This is a genomic window from Solibacillus sp. NPDC093137 (assembly GCF_050280445.1).
GTDB classification, from domain to species: Bacteria; Bacillota; Bacilli; order Bacillales_A; family Planococcaceae; genus Solibacillus; species Solibacillus isronensis_B.
The window spans coordinates 122,575-140,243 of the sequence record NZ_JBNNVH010000007.1; the positions used below are offsets into that span (position 1 = coordinate 122,575).

General features: G+C 39.5%; 13 protein-coding genes. 12 read left to right on the forward strand and 1 reads right to left on the reverse strand.

Annotated features, from left to right (window positions below):
- Positions 1–74: 74 nt before the first annotated feature.
- From rpoC to ACQKN3_RS17855, 8 genes are all read left to right on the forward strand, one after another.
- Positions 75–3,755: a DNA-directed RNA polymerase subunit beta' gene (gene rpoC / locus ACQKN3_RS17820; RefSeq protein ID WP_427713706.1), complete on the forward strand. Its 3,681-nt coding sequence runs from the start codon at positions 75–77 to the stop codon at positions 3,753–3,755.
- 180 nt (positions 3,756–3,935) lie between these two features.
- Positions 3,936–4,187: a ribosomal L7Ae/L30e/S12e/Gadd45 family protein gene (locus ACQKN3_RS17825; RefSeq protein ID WP_008406985.1), complete on the forward strand. Its 252-nt coding sequence runs from the start codon at positions 3,936–3,938 to the stop codon at positions 4,185–4,187.
- A 100-nt stretch (positions 4,188–4,287) separates the two neighbouring features.
- Positions 4,288–4,707, forward strand: a complete 420-nt coding sequence (rpsL, locus tag ACQKN3_RS17830) for a 30S ribosomal protein S12 (protein ID WP_008406983.1) — start codon at positions 4,288–4,290, stop codon at positions 4,705–4,707.
- 41 nt (positions 4,708–4,748) lie between these two features.
- On the forward strand, positions 4,749–5,219 hold the full coding sequence (gene rpsG, locus ACQKN3_RS17835) for a 30S ribosomal protein S7 (protein ID WP_008406982.1): 471 nt from the start codon (positions 4,749–4,751) through the stop codon (positions 5,217–5,219).
- 81 nt (positions 5,220–5,300) lie between these two features.
- A complete protein-coding gene (fusA, locus tag ACQKN3_RS17840) occupies positions 5,301–7,379 on the forward strand; it encodes an elongation factor G (protein ID WP_427713711.1) in 2,079 nt (692 codons plus the stop codon).
- A 140-nt stretch (positions 7,380–7,519) separates the two neighbouring features.
- Complete coding sequence (gene tuf / locus ACQKN3_RS17845; protein WP_079523494.1) at positions 7,520–8,707, forward strand: elongation factor Tu; 1,188 nt, start codon at positions 7,520–7,522, stop codon at positions 8,705–8,707.
- Between the two features lie 203 nt (positions 8,708–8,910).
- Entirely contained in the window at positions 8,911–11,088 is a 2,178-nt protein-coding gene (locus ACQKN3_RS17850; RefSeq protein ID WP_427713714.1) for a malate synthase G, read from the forward strand.
- Positions 11,089–11,420: 332 nt separating this feature from the next.
- A complete protein-coding gene (locus tag ACQKN3_RS17855) occupies positions 11,421–12,059 on the forward strand; it encodes a methyl-accepting chemotaxis protein (protein WP_427713780.1) in 639 nt (212 codons plus the stop codon).
- A 41-nt stretch (positions 12,060–12,100) separates the two neighbouring features.
- On the opposite strand, the gene ACQKN3_RS17860 is transcribed toward ACQKN3_RS17855, so the two are convergent.
- A complete protein-coding gene (locus ACQKN3_RS17860) occupies positions 12,101–12,988 on the reverse strand; it encodes a LysR family transcriptional regulator (RefSeq protein ID WP_427713716.1) in 888 nt (295 codons plus the stop codon).
- Positions 12,989–13,107: 119 nt separating this feature from the next.
- On the opposite strand from ACQKN3_RS17860, the gene ACQKN3_RS17865 reads away from it, so the two are divergent.
- The 4 genes from ACQKN3_RS17865 (at position 13,108) to ACQKN3_RS17880 (ending at position 17,593) form a co-directional block, all read left to right on the forward strand.
- Entirely contained in the window at positions 13,108–13,788 is a 681-nt protein-coding gene (locus ACQKN3_RS17865; RefSeq protein ID WP_427713718.1) for a response regulator, read from the forward strand.
- Positions 13,785–14,759: a sensor histidine kinase gene (locus ACQKN3_RS17870; RefSeq protein ID WP_427713721.1), complete on the forward strand. Its 975-nt coding sequence runs from the start codon at positions 13,785–13,787 to the stop codon at positions 14,757–14,759. The genes ACQKN3_RS17865 and ACQKN3_RS17870 overlap by 4 nt, the downstream gene beginning before the upstream one ends.
- 97 nt (positions 14,760–14,856) lie before the next feature.
- Positions 14,857–15,618 carry an ABC transporter ATP-binding protein gene (locus tag ACQKN3_RS17875; RefSeq protein WP_251690875.1) on the forward strand — a complete coding sequence of 254 codons (762 nt, stop codon included), beginning with the start codon at positions 14,857–14,859 and terminating at the stop codon, positions 15,616–15,618.
- Positions 15,608–17,593, forward strand: a complete 1,986-nt coding sequence (locus ACQKN3_RS17880; protein WP_427713723.1) for an FtsX-like permease family protein — start codon at positions 15,608–15,610, stop codon at positions 17,591–17,593. Before ACQKN3_RS17875 ends, ACQKN3_RS17880 begins: the two co-directional genes overlap by 11 nt.
- The last annotated feature ends 76 nt before the right edge of the window (positions 17,594–17,669 follow it).

Here is a 17,669-nt window from a genome sequence, read left to right on the forward strand (position 1 = left end):
TAATATGAAATTTTGTAAGTGTAGAGCTACATTAAAAGTCATTTACGACTTATAACTAAAGGGAGGTAGGCTCCTTGATCGATGTTAATGAATTTGAATATATGAAAATTGGTTTAGCTTCACCTGACAAGATCCGTTCTTGGTCATACGGAGAAGTAAAAAAACCAGAAACAATTAACTACCGTACATTAAAACCAGAAAAAGATGGTTTATTCTGTGAACGTATCTTTGGACCAACAAAAGACTGGGAATGTCACTGTGGTAAATATAAACGTGTACGTTATAAAGGTGTCGTTTGTGACCGTTGTGGCGTAGAAGTAACGCGTTCGAAAGTTCGCCGTGAACGTCAAGGACATATCGAACTAGCAGCACCTGTATCACATATTTGGTACTTCAAAGGTATTCCAAGCCGTATGGGTCTTATTTTAGATATGTCTCCACGTGCATTGGAAGAAGTAATTTACTTTGCTTCATATGTAGTAGTCGAACCAGGTCAAACGTCTTTAGGCTATAAAGACTTACTTTCTGAAAAAGAATACCGTGCATACCGTGAAAAGTATGGTAACGAATTCGAAGCAGCAATGGGTGCTGAAGCGATTAAACGTCTTTTAGAGAAAATTGACTTAGAAGATGAAACACAAGTTTTAAAAGAAGAGTTGAAATCTGCACAAGGCCAACGCCGTACACGTGCGATTAAACGTTTAGAAGTAGTGGAATCATTCCGTAACTCAGGCAACAAACCAGAGTGGATGATTTTAGATGTACTACCGGTAATTCCACCAGAGCTTCGCCCGATGGTGCAATTAGATGGTGGACGTTTTGCTACATCTGACTTAAATGACCTTTACCGTCGTGTTATTAACCGTAACAACCGTTTAAAACGTTTACTTGACCTTGGTGCACCAAGCATTATCGTACAAAACGAAAAACGTATGTTACAAGAAGCGGTTGACGCATTAATCGATAATGGTCGTCGTGGTCGTCCTGTAACAGGTCCTGGTAACCGTCCTTTAAAATCACTTTCACACATGCTGAAAGGGAAACAAGGTCGTTTCCGTCAAAACTTACTTGGTAAACGTGTAGACTATTCTGGTCGTTCGGTTATCGTAGTAGGTCCTAACTTAAAAATGTACCAATGTGGTCTTCCAAAAGAAATGGCAATCGAACTATTCAAACCTTTCGTAATGAAAGAATTAGTAGAACGTGGCCTTGCTCATAACATTAAGAGTGCAAAACGTAAAATTGAGCGTTTACACAACGAAGTTTGGGATGTATTAGAAGATGTAATTCGTGAGCATCCGGTATTACTTAACCGTGCACCGACATTACACCGACTTGGTATCCAAGCATTCGAGCCTACACTAGTAGAAGGCCGTGCAATTCGTCTTCACCCATTAGTATGTACAGCTTATAACGCTGACTTCGATGGTGACCAAATGGCGGTTCACGTTCCATTATCAGCTGAAGCACAAGCAGAAGCTCGCTTACTTATGTTAGCAGCACAAAACATCCTTAACCCGAAAGACGGGAAACCGGTAGTAACTCCATCTCAAGATATGGTATTAGGTAACTATTACTTAACACTTGAGCGTGAAGGTGCTCGTGGTGAAGGAGCAATATTTAATGATTCAAACGAAGTGTTAATCGCCTACCAAAACGGTCATGTACATTTACACTCTCGTATTGCGATTAAAGCAAGCTCATTAAATAACCCGACATTTACAGAAGAACAAAATAAAATGTTCTTGTTATCGACTGTAGGTAAAGTAATCTTCAATGAAATTTTACCACGCTCATTCCCTTATATTAATGAGCCTACTTCAGTCAACTTAGAGCAAAAAACACCTGAAAAATACTTCGTGAACTTAACAATTGACGAAGAGTTACTGAAAGAAATCGAAGCAACAGAAGGCTATGCTGATTTATCTGAATCAGAAAAAGTTGAAGCACAACGCCGCGCTATTTTAGCGAAGCACTTCACAAATATGCCTGTTGTAGATCCTTTCCGTAAAAAATTCTTAGGAAATGTTATTGCTGAAGTATTCAAAGAGTTCCACATTACAGAAACTTCTAAGATGCTTGACCGCATGAAAAACTTAGGTTTCAAATATTCTACTCGTGCTGGTATTACAGTAGGTGTATCTGACATCGTCGTATTACCGGATAAAGGTGTAATCTTAGATGAAGCCCAAAGCAAAGTAGATAAAGTAATGATCCAGTTCCGCCGCGGTTTAATTACTGAGGAAGAGCGTTATAACCGAGTTATTAACGTATGGACAGCTGCCAAAGATGAAATTCAAGGCAAGCTGATGAAATCTTTACAAAAAACTAACCCGATCTTCATGATGTCTGACTCTGGTGCCCGTGGTAACGCATCGAACTTTACACAGTTAGCTGGTATGCGTGGTCTGATGGCCAACCCGGCTGGTCGTATTATCGAATTACCAATCAAGTCTTCATTCCGTGAAGGTTTAACAGTATTAGAGTACTTCATCTCTACACATGGTGCGCGTAAAGGTCTTGCCGATACAGCACTAAAAACTGCCGATTCAGGTTACTTAACTCGTCGTTTAGTAGACGTAGCACAAGATGTTATCGTTCGTGAAGACGATTGTGGTACTGACCGCGGTTTATTAATCGGTTCATTAATGGAAGGAAACGAATTGATCGAAGCGTTAGACGAACGTATTGTTGGTCGTTACGTGAAGAAAACAGTTCGCCATCCAGAAACAGGAGCGGTTATCGTAGAGCGTGATGGTTTAATTACACAGGATATTGCTCGCGTTATCGAAGATGCAAATATCGAAGAAATTACAATCCGTTCTGCATTTACATGTAATACAAAACACGGCGTATGTAAAAAATGTTACGGTATGAACTTAGCTACTGGTGAAGAGGTAGAAGTTGGTGAAGCAGTTGGTATTATTGCTGCACAATCTATCGGTGAGCCAGGTACACAGTTAACGATGCGTACATTCCATACAGGTGGGGTAGCCGGTAACGATATTACACAAGGTCTTCCACGTATCCAGGAAATTTTCGAGGCGCGTAACCCTAAAGGTCAAGCAGTCATTTCTGAAATTACTGGTACAGTAATCGAAATCGAAGAAATTCGAGAAGGTCTTAAAGAAGTAACGATCCAAGGTGATGTGGAGACACGTAAATACCAAGCACCTTACAATGCACGTCTAAAAGTAGCAGAAGGCGACACAATTGTAGCGGGTCAAACATTGTCTGAAGGTTCTATCGATCCGAAGCAATTATTAAAAGTTAAAGATGTATCGACAGTTCAAGAATATTTATTAAAAGAAGTTCAGAAAGTATACCGTATGCAAGGGGTAGAAATCGGAGACAAACACATCGAAGTAATGGTTCGCCAAATGCTTCGTAAAGTGCGCGTGATTGAAGCAGGTGACACAGAGCTATTACCAGGGTCACTTCTTGATATCCACCAATTCTCTGAGGCAAATGCTGAAGCCGTACTTAGCGGAAAAACTCCAGCAACTTGCCGTCCTGTCATCTTAGGTATTACAAAAGCTTCTCTTGAAACAGAATCATTCTTATCAGCTGCATCATTCCAGGAAACAACACGTGTGTTAACGGATGCTGCAATTAAAGGTAAACGTGATGAGCTTCTAGGTCTGAAGGAAAACGTAATTATCGGTAAACTAGTTCCGGCTGGTACAGGTATGCAACGTTACCGTCAAATCCGTATGGAGCAAGAAGAATCAGCAGAAGTAATTACAGCTGAATAGCAGTATATAATGAAGAAATCCCGACAGAGACCATTCTCTGCCGGGAGATTTTCTTGGAAATTTCCTTGGATAAAATATTAACCAACATACTTTCATAAGAAATCTGTTGACAGTGTAAGTTTGGAATGATAATATATTGAAGGTTGATAGTTAACTGTCTGTACTTAGGAGGATATGAAAGTGTCTTACGATCAAGTAAAACAGGCCAGTAAAACAATCATAGGTATAAAGCAAGCAGTGAAAGCAATGTATGCTGGACAAGTAACAGCTCTTTTTGTCGCAATCGATGCAGACAAATGGGTAACCGATCCGGCCATTCTTCTCGCGAAAGAAATCGGTGTACCAGTCAATTACGTCGATTCAAAGAAAGAACTTGGTAAAGCTTGCGGCATTCATGTTGGAGCTGCAGTTGTTGCGATTACTGCGATGTAGTTTTTGTGTAAAGTACACAAAGACTTTGTTTTTACCCAAAAAATGAACCACCTGGATGTGTGGTATTGAAACAAGGAAAAAATGAAGGGAGGACAAATCGATGCCTACAATTAACCAATTAGTACGTAAGCCTCGTCAATCTAAAAGCACGAAATCAAAATCTCCAGCGTTAAACAAAGGATATAACTCATTTAAAAAATCTTTAACTGACGTTAAGTCTCCTCAAAAACGCGGAGTTTGTACTCGTGTAGGTACAATGACACCACGTAAACCGAACTCGGCTTTACGTAAATATGCTCGTGTACGCTTAACTAACCAACTTGAGGTTACTGCGTATATCCCAGGTGAAGGTCACAACTTACAAGAACACAGTGTAGTTCTTATCCGTGGCGGACGCGTAAAAGACTTAGCTGGAGTACGTTACCACATCGTTCGTGGTGCACTTGATACAGCTGGTGTTAACGGTCGTTTACAATCTCGTTCTAAATACGGTACTAAACGCCCTAAAGAAAAAAAATAATTTAAGTTTAAATATACAACGATTTGAAAGGAGGAAAACACATGCCTCGTAAAGGTCCTGTTTCCAAACGTGACGTGTTACCAGATCCACTTTATAATTCAAAACTAGTAACTCGTTTAATCAACAAAATGATGATTGATGGTAAAAGAGGTACTTCTCAAAAGATTTTATACGGAGCTTTTGAATTAGTTCAAGAGCGTTCGGGTCAAAATGCTTTAGAAGTATTTGAAGCTGCTTTAAACAACGTAATGCCTGTACTAGAAGTACGTGCTCGTCGTGTTGGTGGTTCTAACTACCAAGTACCTGTAGAAGTTCGTCCAGAACGTCGTACAACTTTAGGTTTACGTTATTTAGTAAACTACGCTCGTCTTCGTGGAGAAAAAACGATGGAAGAGCGCTTAGCTAACGAAATCTTAGATGCATCTAACAACACAGGTGCTTCAGTTAAGAAACGTGAAGATATGCACAAAATGGCAGAAGCGAACAAAGCATTCGCTCACTACCGTTGGTAATTTGATCTTTGCTCTAGCATTGCTGGGGCTAAGATTTTTACCATCTATACAGTTAACCCAATATGGAAGGAGAAATTTCCTATGAAACGCGAATTCTCTCTAGAGAATACACGTAATATTGGGATCATGGCTCACATTGATGCTGGTAAAACAACAACTACTGAGCGTATCCTTTATTACACTGGTAAGATTCACAAAATCGGTGAAACACATGATGGCGGTTCTCAAATGGACTGGATGGAGCAAGAACAAGAGCGTGGTATCACAATCACTTCTGCTGCAACAACAGCTCAATGGAATGGTCACCGTATTAACATCATCGATACTCCAGGACACGTAGACTTCACTGTTGAAGTTGAACGTTCTTTACGCGTACTTGATGGTGCTGTAACAGTATTAGATGCTCAATCTGGTGTTGAGCCTCAAACTGAAACAGTATGGCGTCAAGCTACAACATACGGAGTTCCTCGTATCGTATTCATCAACAAGATGGATAAAATGGGAGCTGACTTCCTATATTCTGTAGGTACATTACATGAGCGTTTACAAGCTAATGCTCACCCAGTGCAATTACCAATCGGTGCTGAAGACCAGTTCCGCGGAATTATCGATTTAATCGAAATGAACGCTACTTTCTACGGCAACGATGAAGGTACAGACGTAACTGTAGGAGAAATCCCTGCAGAATTCATGGATCAAGCTGAAGAGTACCGTGAGAAACTAATCGACGCTGTTGCAAGTGTTGATGAAGAACTTATGGAGAAATACTTAGAAGGCGAAGAAATTACTAAAGAAGAATTAAAAGCAGCAATCCGTAAAGCTACTATCGCGGTAGAATTCTACCCAGTACTTTGTGGTACAGCATTCAAACACAAAGGTGTTCGTAAAATGTTAGATGCTGCTGTTGATTACTTACCAGCTCCAACTGACGTAGAAGCTATTAAAGGTACTGACGTTGATGGTGAAGAAGAAATCATCCGCCATTCTTCTGATGATGAGCCGTTCTCAGCTCTTGCATTCAAAGTAATGACAGACCCATTCGTAGGTAAGTTAACATTCTTCCGTGTGTACTCAGGTACATTAGAAGCAGGTTCTTACGTACAAAACTCTTCTAAAGGTAAACGTGAGCGTGTAGGACGTATCCTGCAAATGCACGCTAACTCTCGTGAAGAGATCGCAAAAGTATACTCTGGTGACATCGCTGCTGCTGTAGGTCTTAAAGATACTACAACAGGTGATACTCTATGTGACGAGAAAAACCTTGTTATCTTAGAGTCAATGGACTTCCCAGAGCCAGTAATCTCTCTTTCTGTAGAACCAAAATCTAAAGCTGACCAAGATAAAATGGGTCAAGCTTTACAAAAACTACAAGAAGAAGATCCAACATTCCGTGCACATACTGACACTGAAACAGGTCAAACAATCATCTCTGGTATGGGTGAACTTCACCTTGATATCTTAGTTGACCGTATGAAGCGTGAATTTAAAGTTGAAGCTAACGTGGGTGCTCCAATGGTATCTTACCGTGAAACATTCCGTAGCGAAGCTAAAGTTCAAGGTAAATTCTCTCGTCAATCTGGTGGTCGCGGTCAATACGGTGACGTAACGATCGAGTTCTCTCCAAACGAAGAGGGTAAAGGTTTCGAATTCGAAAACGCTATCGTTGGTGGTGTTGTACCTCGTGAATACATCCCTGCAGTAGAAGCGGGTCTACGTGACTCTCTTGACCGCGGTGTTGTTGCTGGTTACCCACTAATCGACATTAAAGCGAAATTAGTATTCGGTTCTTACCATGACGTTGACTCAAGTGAAATGGCGTTCAAAATCGCTGCATCTATGGCTTTAAAAGAAGCAGCTAAAAAATGTAACCCAGTTATCTTAGAGCCAATGATGAAAGTAGAAGTTGTAATTCCAGAAGAGTACCTTGGTGATATTATGGGTAACATTACTGCTCGTCGCGGTCGCGTAGAGGGTATGGAAGCTCGTGGTAACTCTCAAGTAGTACGTGCTATGGTTCCACTATCTGAAATGTTCGGATATGCTACAACTTTACGTTCTGCAACTCAAGGTCGCGGTGTATTCTCAATGACGTTCGATCACTATGAAGAAGTACCAAAATCAATTGCAGAAGATATCATCAAAAAAAATAAAGGTGAATAATTGAAATTTCACCTTGCATCAAGTATAAATAATTTGTAAGCTATGATTGACTGACTATAGATGGGGCCCGTTTATAGTCGGCATCTTAGAATAAATAATTTTAAAAAAAATAAAACCTATCTCTGAGGAGGCATTTTCTAATGGCTAAAGAAAAATTTGACCGTTCAAAAACGCATGCTAACGTTGGTACAATCGGACACGTTGACCATGGTAAAACAACTTTAACTGCTGCTATCGCAACAGTTCTTTCTAAAAAAATGGGTGGTGCAGCTAAATCTTACGCTGACATCGACAACGCTCCAGAAGAAAAAGAGCGCGGTATCACAATCAATACTTCTCACGTAGAGTATGAAACTGCAACTCGTCACTATGCACACGTTGACTGCCCAGGTCACGCTGACTATGTTAAAAACATGATCACTGGTGCTGCACAAATGGACGGCGGTATCTTAGTAGTATCTGCTGCTGACGGCCCAATGCCACAAACTCGTGAGCACATCTTACTTTCTAAACAAGTAGGTGTTCCTTACTTAGTAGTATTCATGAACAAATGTGATATGGTTGACGACGAAGAATTATTAGAGTTAGTAGAAATGGAAATCCGTGACTTACTATCTGAATATGACTTCCCAGGCGACGATGTTCCAGTAATCAAAGGTTCTGCATTAAAAGCTTTAGAAGGCGAAGCAGAATGGGAAGAAAAAATCGTTGAATTAATGGACGCTGTAGATTCTTACATCCCAACTCCAGAACGTCAAACTGACAAACCATTCATGATGCCAGTAGAGGACGTATTCTCTATCACTGGTCGTGGTACAGTAGCAACTGGCCGTGTTGAACGTGGTCAAGTTAAAGTTGGTGACGTTGTAGAAGTTATCGGTATCGAAGAAGAAGCTAAAACTACAACTGTAACTGGTGTAGAAATGTTCCGTAAATTATTAGATTACGCTGAAGCTGGTGACAACATCGGTGCTTTATTACGTGGTATTGCTCGTGAAGATATCCAACGTGGTCAAGTATTAGCTAAACCAGGTTCAATCACTCCACACACTAACTTCAAAGCTGAAGTTTATGTATTATCAAAAGAAGAGGGTGGACGTCATACTCCATTCTTCTCTAACTACCGTCCTCAGTTCTACTTCCGTACAACTGACGTAACTGGTATCTGCATGTTACCAGAAGGCGTAGAAATGGTTATGCCTGGCGACAACATCGAAATGACTGTTGAATTAATCGCTCCAATCGCTTTAGAAGAAGGTACTAAATTCTCTATCCGTGAGGGTGGCCGTACTGTAGGCGCTGGCGTAGTAGCATCTATCCAAAAATAATTTTAGCTAATCGCTAATTTTCTAAAAACACCTTGCAGGGACGCTTGCAAGGTGTTTTTTTTGTACCCTTTATAGCGTAAAAGCATAATGTTTATTCAATATATGTATTTCATTTATATATCATGCCTCTTGTATAATGAAATGTAAGAACAGGGGATTCTAATTAATTATTAGAAATGTTCATTTAAAAGGGGGATTTAATAGTGACAAATTATGTGCAAGTGGGGAACTTACAAGTAGCGGAAGTATTATTTCAGTTTATTAATGAACAAGTATTGCCAAATAGCGGAGTAGAGCAAACGGCATTTTGGAACGGCTTTGATCAGCTAGTTCATGAGCTGGCACCTGAAAATAAGGCATTACTTGCTCATCGGGATACACTGCAGGCTCATATTAATGAATGGCATAAAGGTAATAAGGGGAATTTCCAATTTGCTGACTATAAAGCATTTTTAGAAGAAATCGGTTATGTAGAACCAAAAGTAGAAGATTTTCAAGTGGAAACTGAAAATGTGGATGCAGAAATTGCATATCAGGCAGGTCCGCAATTAGTTGTACCTGTAAGCAATGCACGTTATGCGATTAATGCTGCCAATGCACGTTGGGGAAGTTTCTATGATGCACTTTATGGTACAGATGCCATCAGTGATGAAGATGGTGCTGAAGCAGGTAAGGGTTATAATCCGATCCGTGGTAACAAAGTAATCGATTATGCGAAACTATTTTTAGATCAAGCAGCTCCTTTAACATCAGCCTCACATAAAGAAGCGACAACTTATAAAATTGCAGAAAGCCAATTAGTAGTGACACTTGCAAATGGTGAAACAGCGACATTGACGGAACCTGAAAAGTTAGTGGGCTATAAAGGAACAGCAGAACAGCCGACTGCAATTTTACTTAAAAATAATGATTTACACATTGAAATTCAAATCGACCGCAATCATCCAATCGGTAAAGACGATGCAGCTGGTGTAAAAGATATTTATTTAGAGTCCGCAATTACAACAATTATGGACTGCGAGGACTCGGTAGCAGCAGTAGATGCAGAAGATAAAGTTGAAGTATATTCGAACTGGTTAGGGCTAATGAAAGGCGACTTGACGGCAACCTTTGAAAAAGGCTCAAAAACGGTAACACGTACACTAAATCCTGACCGTGTATATACGGGAGTCAATGGTGATGAGGTAACATTAAACGGACGCTCGTTAATGTTTATCCGCAATGTAGGTCACTTAATGACAAATCCGGCTATTTTAGATAAAGATGGTAGTGAAGTGCCTGAAGGAATAATCGATGGTGTCATAACGAGCTTAATAGCGAAGCATGAAGTAATCGGTAATGGCCAGTATAAAAACTCACAAAAAGGTTCTATTTATATTGTAAAACCGAAAATGCACGGCTCAAAAGAAGTAGCGTTTGCAAATAAGCTATTTGAGCGTGTAGAAGATTTAATTGGGTTGGAACGTTTCACGTTAAAGATCGGTGTCATGGATGAAGAGCGTCGTACATCACTTAACTTAAAAGCATGTATTCGTGAAGTGAAAAACCGTATCGTATTTATTAATACTGGATTCTTGGATCGTACAGGTGATGAAATCCATACATCGATGGAAGCAGGTCCAATGATTCGCAAAGGCGAAATGAAAACATCAACATGGTTAACTTCTTATGAAAAATCCAATGTCGTTGTTGGTTTAAATGCGGGCTTACAAGGCCGTGCACAAATTGGTAAAGGTATGTGGGCAATGCCGGACTTAATGGCGGATATGATTGAACAAAAAATCAACCACCCGAAAGCAGGAGCGAATACTGCCTGGGTACCATCGCCGACAGCAGCCACTTTACATGCCACTCACTACCATGAAGTAAATGTTAAAGATGTTCAAAAAGGTATTGTGACATCGGAAGATTTACAGGATGCGATTTTGGAAATTCCTGTTGCTGCAAATACAGACTGGTCACCGGAAGAAATTCAACACGAGCTTGATAATAATGTACAAGGAATTCTAGGCTATGTTGTTCGCTGGGTGGAACATGGTGTGGGCTGTTCGAAAGTGCCGGATATTAATGATATCGGCTTAATGGAAGACCGCGCAACGTTGCGTATTTCAAGTCAGCATGTAGCGAACTGGCTGCATCACGGTATTTGTACGAAAGAACAAGTAGAGGAATCGTTGAACCGTATGGCAAAAGTTGTAGACGAGCAAAATGCCGATGATCCGGAATACTTGCCAATGTCAGCAAACTACGGGGAATCCGTAGCTTTCCAAGCGGCAAGCGAATTGATATTTAAAGGTTATGATCAGCCAAATGGCTACACAGAGCCAATTTTACACAAAAAGCGTATTGAAGCTAAAGCCAAACAAAAAGTAAACGCATAAGATTTTCTAAGTGACTACTATTTCTTCTGAAATAGTAGTCTTTTTTGTTTAAGCATTAAAAGTTGACGGAAATTCGCTCGATTTACAGAAAAAATGGTATAATAGTAACAATATAGTAATTTTAGTAATAGGAAAGAAGAGAGTTAAACATGCTAAATAAAATTGAATCATTAGATGCGCTTATTTCATTGATACCGATCGTGAAAGATGCTATTCCAACAGACGTATCGATTGGGTTATGTGATATCGAAAAGTTTGTAGCCTATTTCCCGGCTAAAGACTTAGACTTGAAGATCCGAATAGGCCAAAAATTACATTCTGAAGAGCCGTTAATGATTGCATTAAAGAAAAGCCGTCGTTTAGAAGCAGTTGTACCAGCCGATTATTATGGTTTTGAATTTATCGGGACTGCAACGCCATTATACGATAAAACAGGTAAAACAATTGGAGGAATTGCTGTCCAAGTAAGAAAGCATTCGGAATTAATAGAAATTTCCCAAGCAATAACAGGTTCTTTAACACATGCGAACGAACAGATTGGCAGTATTGCGGATGGTTCTACAAGCTTGAGGGAGGCGGCAAACGAGCTACTGCAACAATCAAAGCAGGCTGAAAGGAATGTTCAACAGACTTCCGACATTTTATCATTATTGAAACGTATGGCGGACCAAACGAATTTGCTTGGATTAAATGCAGCGATCGAAGCTGCCCGAGCAGGTGAAAAAGGGAGAGGCTTTGAAGTCGTAGCGACGGAAATCCGCAAATTTTCGAAGGAAACAATTGAATCAACACAAAAAATTAGAGAAACGATGAACCAAATTAATGCGGCTACACAAAAAATTACGAAGTCTATTGCTCAAATTTCCACTATCGGAACATTACAGAGCGAGTCTATTCAACAAGTTTCCGATTTTGTGAAGGAAATTCAAATGATGTCTTCGCAGTTAAATGAATATGCCAATAAATTATAAAATGGTTGCCTAGAGGTACTGAAACTTTCTAGGCAACTTTTTTATTGGGCAACAAATTCCCGGGCAAGTTTAATAAATTCCCGTACAGCAAAAGGCAAGTATTTATTTTTCTTCCACGTAACCCCCAGTTCAAGATAAATTGATTCTTCCTGAAAAGGGATGCATTTAATCGAATTGTACGGAATTTTTTCGGCAAGTTTTTTCGGAAGCAGCGCAATCCCCAATTTTGCCTGAACCATTTCGATAAATAGATCTTTCTGAGTCGTTTCACAGGCAATTGTAGGGAAGAAACCTTGTTTGGAGCACTCCTCGATAATACGGTCATACAAAATAAAATCTTTCCGGTAAATAATAAAAGTCTCATTCGCTAGTTCACTTAGCTGTATCGTTTCTTTTGCAGCTAAAGGATGACTTTCATGGACGATTAACATTAAAGGGTCTTTTAAAAAACGTATTGTTTCCAAAGATTCGTTCGAGGAAGTTACACTGCATACTAATCCGACATCCAGTTCACCAGCTTCAATTTCCTGGCGTATGCGCTTCGTTCCGACTTCCGTTAATAAAATTTCGATATATGGATTAAGCTCTTTATAATAGCTAATCAATTTTGAAAAAAACTCGGCCCCAACGATCGGTGGAATGCCGATACGGATTTGTCCTTTCTTTAGTTCCATCAAATCTGTTAATTCCGAACGCAGATTTTGAAATGATTCAAGTACTTGCATTGAATTCACAAGAACGGCCTGACCGGCATCCGTCAGCTCAAGCTGTTTGGATGAACGGTAAAACAGCGGTACACCTAGCTCTGACTCAAAGTTTTGGATTGCTTTACTAATAGATGGCTGTGACACATGTAATGTTGCTGCTGCCTTTGTAAAACTTAAATGCTTGGCTACTTCAACAAAATATTCGATTTGGCGTAGATCCATTTTTCTTTCCCCACCTCTTCACCTATAATTCCAGTAATTGAATTGATTATAGCAAAGTTTGTAAGGGTTGGACTGTTAGTTTTTTGTATAATGGAAGTATATAGAAGGAGTGGTGTTCATTGAAGGTATTATTAATAGAGGATGATGTCTCCATATTTGAACTCATAGGTGAACGATTAGCACAATGGAATATTCAAGTAATTGGGCCGAAAGACTTTCAACACATAATGGTGACATTTAAAGAAGAAGAGCCTCAGCTTGTTATTATTGATATTCAGTTGCCTGCATTTGACGGCTTCCATTGGTGTCGTGAAATAAGGGCGGTATCGAATGTCCCTATTTTATTTCTTTCTTCACGCGATCACCCGATGGACATGATCATGGCGATGCAAATGGGAGCAGATGACTTTGTGCAAAAACCTTTCCATACAGAAGTATTAGTCGCAAAAGTACAAGCATTGCTTCGTCGTGCATATAATTATCAGGAAGCACAGCAAAGTGATATTGAAAAATGGAATGGAGCTGAAATTCATTATGACCGCGCAATTGTTCATTATAAAGATAAACAGGTAGAGTTAACAAAAAATGAGCTGTTTATTTTAAAGGTGCTGGTCAAGGCAAAAGGGCAAATCGTTTCCCGTGATGAACTAATGCGTAAATTATGGGATGATGAACGCTTCGTAAATGACAATACATTAACGGTCAATGTAAACCGCTTACGCCAACGGTTAGAGGATATTGGGCTAATCAATGTGATTATGACGAAAAAAGGCCTTGGCTATTTGGCGGTGGATGCATGATCCGCTTGTTTATAAGACAATATATTTCTATGATGCTATTTGTCATCATTCTTCAGCTGCTATTGAATTTAATACTATTTCTAGATAAAGGCTTCCACGATGTTTCACTACTCTATTTAAACATCATTTGGTTTACGCTCGTAGCCAGTTATTTCAGCTTACGCTATATGAAAGACAGGAAATTGATGAAGCGGTATGCGAAGTTTTTTAATGGAACTTACTATGATGTTATCCATGAAGATTATAAAGAGCAGCTGGCTGATATGAATGGAAAAGTACAGGAACAGAAGCAGATCGTACTAGAACGGCAGGATGAACTTTTAGCATGGGTACATGAAATGAAATCCCCATTAACGGCAATGCAGCTGTTGATGGAAAAAGTAGAGAAAAGCGAAGTAAAGGAACGCATTGAAAATGAATGGCTGCGCCTTTATTTATTATTAGACCAGCAGCTTCATGCAACACGTCTTATGACAATCGAGCTAGATAACCGAATAGAAAAAGTAAAGGTGAAGGACGTACTTATCCAAGAAATTAAAGCATTGCGCAGCTGGTGTTTTGAAAAGCAAATCGCCATTGATCTGGAAGTGGATGATCTTACTGTACAATCAGACGCAAAGTGGCTAGGTTTTATCGTACGGCAAATTTTATCGAATGCGGTAAAGTATAGTGATGTCGGGGGGGAAATCAGAATATCCGCTCATATGGTTAATGAGCAGGCAGTTCTCATCATTCAAGATGACGGAATCGGTATAAAGCGTGAAGATTTGCCGCGTGTATTCCGCAAATCCTACACGGGAACAATTGGTCGTGAAACGAGTGCTGCAACAGGGATGGGGCTGTATCTTGCTAAACAGGCGGCACAATCACTGCATATTCTTCTGGCAATCGAATCAATAGAAGGGGTAGGTACTTCTGTAAAAATTACTTTCCCTAAAATGAATGAATATCAAAAAACGCTTGGAATGTGACGAACTTGTCACTTACCACGCGTTTTTGTCATGTAAATCAAACGATTCCCATTAACGGAACATGTAGAATAAAGTTAACAAGAAAGGATGGGAAACAATGAGCATTTTAATCGCACGTAAAGTTCGAAAAACATATGGTAAGCGCTCGCTTGCACAGGAAGTATTAAAGGGCATAGATTTGGAAGTAGAAAAAGGCGAATTTATCGGTATTATGGGCGCTTCTGGTTCGGGAAAAACAACATTATTAAATGTACTGTGCTCCATAGACCAAGTGACAGACGGATTTGTCGAAATTAATGGGCAAAAGCTTCAAGGGATGAAGGAGCGTACATTAGCGAAGTTTAGACGTGATGAGCTCGGCTTCATCTTCCAGGACTATAATTTACTGGATACGTTGACGGTAAAGGAAAATATTCTGTTGCCGTTATCGCTTAGTTCCATTCCAAAAGCAGCAGCGGAGCAACGTTTAAAGGAGCTTGTATCGATTTTAGGGATTGCAGATATTTTAACAAAATACCCGAATGAAATATCCGGTGGTCAGAAGCAGCGTACATCTGCAGCTCGAGCCCTAGTAACAAATCCATCACTTGTATTTGCAGATGAGCCAACAGGTGCACTTGATTCAAAAGCCGCAACTGCACTGCTCGATAATTTAGCAAAAATTAATCAAGCAAAAAACGCAACGATTATGATGGTTACACATGATGCCATTGCCGCAAGTTTCTGTTCGCGTGTACTGTTCTTAAAAGACGGCCAAATTTATACGGAACTGTATAAGGGCGATAAATCGCGCAATGAGTTTTTCCAGCAAATTTTGAATACGCAAAGTGTTTTAGGCGGTGAGCAGAGTGAAGCTTAGACAGCTCGTTATTAAAAGCATGATAAAAAATATGCGTCACTATTATTTATACTTTTTCGCACTCATTTTCAGTGTGACGCTGTTTTTCTCGTTTGTAACACTGCAGTATAATGAGTCGGTTATTGAAGCGACAAAAGCGAGCGGAACAGCCGCTTCAGGATTTGAAGCGGCTTCGTATATGCTGTATTTTATCGTACTGTTCTTCGTACTGTATGCCAATCACTTATTTATTAAGCGCCGCAGCAAGGAAATTGGGTTGTATCAATTGGTCGGCATGACAAAAGGGCTTGTGACACGCCTAATCGCCTTTGAAAACATCCTATTGTTTGCTGGTGCGGTAAGCGCCGGAATTTTATTAGGCTTTTTAAGCTCACGTCTATTTGCGATGATTTTACTGAAGCTATTAAAATTTGATGCGGTTGTAACGTTGAGTATTAGTAAAGTTGCAGTTGTGAATACGCTAATTGTATTTGGTATTCTGTTAGTAATCATTTTAGTGCAAATGGCATTTATGGTATACAGAACAACATTGCTTTCGTTATTTAATGCATCCAAACAGGCGGACGAGCGTGTAAAACGCTTTAGTGTATTCCCGATGGTGATGGGTGCGATTGGGTTGGCTTTGATTATTTATGGCTACTATAAAAGTACGGTATTATTTTCAGGGCAAACAACGAACTTATTTTTAAGTATGATTATTATTTTAGCTACGACAATCGGCGGGACTTACTTTGTATTCCGCTATTCGGTTGCATTCATATTAAATCTGTTTCGTATAAGAAAGAAAGGGCATTTGAATCTGACCGATGTTCTGGCGCTGACACCGATTATGCACCGGATGAAAGGCAATGCTAAATCTCTTACACTCATTACTGTGATTACAGCAGTGTCTCTTGCAATTACCACCCTTTCCTACATTAGCTATTATTCGGCAAATAGTACGGCGGAAAACTCAATTCCAGCAGATTATATAATAGTAGATGGACGTGAAGAGGCATTCATTGATGCGCTAGAGGAGAATGAATTAGCATTTGAGGAAAAGACATTTAGACTAACAAGCGCACAGTTTGATATGACAGACTTCTTTTCTGGTGAAATAATAGATATGCTTCAAGGTAATACATTAGCGGATGTATTAATGATTCCGCTTTCGGACTACCAACAGCTTGACTCAGATGTAAAGCTTTCAGAGGGCGAAGCAATTATTGCAGGGTACAACGGCTTTCAGGCAAAGATAATGCCGCTTGAAGCACCTTTGGATTTAACATTTTTGCATCAAGAACACCGATTTCCTTTAAAAGTTAAGGAAGTAAATGATACATCGGTTGCAGCATGGCGTATTACGGCAGGTGGTTTTGTTGTTATCGTTGAAGATACGGTTTTTGAACAGTTGCAGCAACTAAATAAAGAACATGCAATTGGTTATACAACAAAAGAGCAAACATCAATTAACTTAATTGATGCTGATGATGAAACATATCAAATTGTAGAAAAACTATATAAACAAACAGGTGCCAATATACTGTATGAAGATGGTGAAGCAAACCGAGGAGTCAATAAACTGAGTTCTCAACGATCAACTGTTGAATACAATTTAAACCTTTACGGGACAACAATATTTACTACGGCGTTTCTAGGTTTAGCATTTTTACTGGCAACGGGCAGCATTTTATACTTTAAGCAAATGTCTGAAGCGGATGAAGAGATGGAATCTTACAAGATTCTTCGGAAAATCGGTTTTACACAAGAGGAATTAACGCGCGGTATAATGATGAAACAGTTATTTAACTTTGGTGTACCGTTACTAATCGGACTATTGCACAGCTACTTTGCAGTGAAATCCGGATGGTTTTTATTCGGTACAGAATTGACAACGCCTCTACTTGTCACAATGGCATTATATATCGTCATGTATATCATATTTGCCGCATTAACAATCAATTATTACAGAAAAATAATAAAACAGGCTTTATAATACTTCAAACCGTCAATTTTCTCTTATTTGACGGTTTTATTTTATCTATATCCGTTGACTCACATTCAATTTTCTT